Origin of the sequence: Roseiconus lacunae (genome assembly GCF_008312935.1) — a bacterium.
GTDB lineage: Bacteria > Planctomycetota > Planctomycetia > Pirellulales > Pirellulaceae > Stieleria > Stieleria lacunae.
In genome coordinates, this window is sequence record NZ_VSZO01000074.1 from 1 (window position 1) to 2,415 (window position 2,415).

2 protein-coding genes are annotated in these 2,415 nt (G+C 53.7%); both read left to right on the forward strand.

The window, feature by feature from the left end; all coding sequences use genetic code 11:
- Positions 1 to 119 precede the first annotated feature (119 nt).
- Positions 120 to 653: a hypothetical protein gene (locus FYC48_RS25580; RefSeq protein WP_149499653.1), complete on the forward strand. Its 534-nt coding sequence runs from the start codon at positions 120 to 122 to the stop codon at positions 651 to 653.
- Positions 654 to 1,249: 596 nt separating this feature from the next.
- Complete coding sequence (locus FYC48_RS25585) at positions 1,250 to 1,663, forward strand: hypothetical protein (protein WP_149499654.1); 414 nt, start codon at positions 1,250 to 1,252, stop codon at positions 1,661 to 1,663.
- Positions 1,664 to 2,415: the final 752 nt, after the last annotated feature.

Below are 2,415 nucleotides of genomic sequence, written 5' to 3' on the forward strand. Positions count from 1 at the left end.
GCCGGACGAACCATGTGATGAACGGGAGTCGCGGGCGCTGCTGTTTCCTGAGTTCACGATGTTTGGCCGCGACCCCGTTATCACCAACGTTCTGCCATTGAGGAATCCGTTGCTGCAGCATGAGAATTCGCCGCCGAGTTCACGCACCTTTCTCGTTTGGGATTCAGGCGTTGCTGGCATTGGTTGCCGGCTCTGCTTTCATGATGTGGTGCGGTGCGTTTGGTGCTTTGATCGCCATCGCCTGCATCGTCGCGCACTACGCTTTACTTGCCTCCGTATCGATCTTTGTCGCACATTTATCGGACACGCCCAAATCGCCTGCCTATTGCAATTGGCAATTTGAAAATCCCGATGATGGCAATGTGCTTCGCCTCACCGTCACTACGTTTCTCGTATTTCATTACGTCTGCAAATTTTTTTGGCTGATGGTGATGCTGCCGACCGGTTTCCCGACAATCTGGCACACACCATCGTTCGGGCCCCTCACGCTCGCCCAGGTCGACCACCTTTGTCTCGCCGCGTTCTCGTTGCTGCTTGTGACATCATTCCTGTCACGTGCATACGCCGATGCTCGATTCTCACGTCGCGTTTGCTTCGAGACATCCACGCTGCTAACCTTTCTTGCTGCATCCCAGTTCACCGTTCCACCATGAACGACGGAAGGCAGAACCAACGGATGCACGACGAGCCGCGGAGTCGAGGTTTTTGGAGTGGTGAATCGTTCGCCGCGGCCGCGTGATCCTGGACGTTCGTCGTGTTTGGTCACGATGGTCTGTTCTTCTAGCTTTCAATTTTGATCAACGCACAAGCCGGATATGGTGACTGCAGTCGGCCCATCGTTTGTTGACGCGACCTCTGTTTCCTGTTGATCGCTCTTGATGTCGTGGTTTGGTAAACGTTTCCAACACCCAACAATCGCCAACAATGGTTCGTGATCCTGTACGCCTATTGCGTTGTCGCGGTGGAGTCTCCGAATGACCCCAACACTCGATCATGCCTCTCGATCGGATGTCACTTGAATCCGGTACCACGGTTCGCACACACTATTCTAGTCCCGATCCAGACTGATTGATCGCCCCACGTCAACCTGCGATCGCTACAATAGATTAGGACTGTCCAGCTTCATGGTGGCGACAACCGTAAATCGACGAACCAAGTGGTGCACCACAGTCGGCGAGTTGGGTTTACATTTGAGTTCACGGCACCCGCGCCGACGTGGTGACCACCACCGTTCCCCGACTGAAGGATCGTGAACAACAAAGTCGCAACAGAATTGATCGCACGACTACGACGGGCAACCGGGATGCCACTGCTTGCCGCGCGGGAAGCGTTGTCGCAATTTCCGCCCGATCAGCAAATCACAATGGTCGCCACCGCGGAACAAGACGATTCGGGAATGCTTCGCGACCCAATTGAACAAGATCCCATCGCGGGGCCAATCATTAGCTCTGTATTGAAATCTGTCGCGTTGCGCGTTCGTCGGGAACATGAACAGCGGATGGATGACTTGCGAAAGACGTCACCAGACATGGCGGACTTTCTATCCTCCGGTCGCGGTTTGTGTCATCGCATTTGGCACGATGCCAAACAAGAGCTAGAATCCGATCACCAAATCAATTGGCGTAGCCCGGCTGAAATGAATCCACAATGTGCATTTGACTAACGTTGACGGCACATCGCAATCTGCGGGGAACAATCGCGTGCACCGGAGTACGCGAGTCAGGCGGTTTTGAAATTGAGAATCTTTCGCGCGTACCCGGTGACGTGTGCCGTTCGTCGTGCTACTTCACGATCGTTGGTTCATTCACCTTCGAATGCGGATCAGATCCGACGCCTGTCTTTGTGGCTGGAGCTGGGCCCATTGCTTCGTGACGCGACCTCTGTTTCCTGGTGATCGCTCTTGATGTCACGGGTTGATAGGTCATCTTGTCCAAACGGAATTTGGCTTGGTGATTCGCGGCGCAAGTCACTTTCGTCTTACAGGATGACTCACGTAGTGGCCCATCGATTGACAACGGAACAGTAGTCGCCTGTTGATCGCACCTGTTATAGCGGTTTGGCTGTTGCTCCTGGCTCAACCTACTGATTTACATACCGGCCCATCCAATACCGACGATACCTCTGTCGCTCGTTGATCGCTCTTGGTGTTACGGTTTGATGTCGGAATTCTGACTGATGTTGACGCTCCGGTCATTCTGGAATTGCTACAATGATTTTGCGCCGTCCAACTTTCAGCCGACGGCAACCGTAGGCATGACGAACCATGTGATGAACGGGAGTTGCGGCGCAGTTGATTGCTGAGTTCACGATGCTTGGCCGCAACCCCGTTATCACCAACGTTCGTCGTGCCTGGTCACGATGGTCTGTTCTTCTAGCTTTGAATTCAGCTTAACGCACACGCCAGATATGGTGACC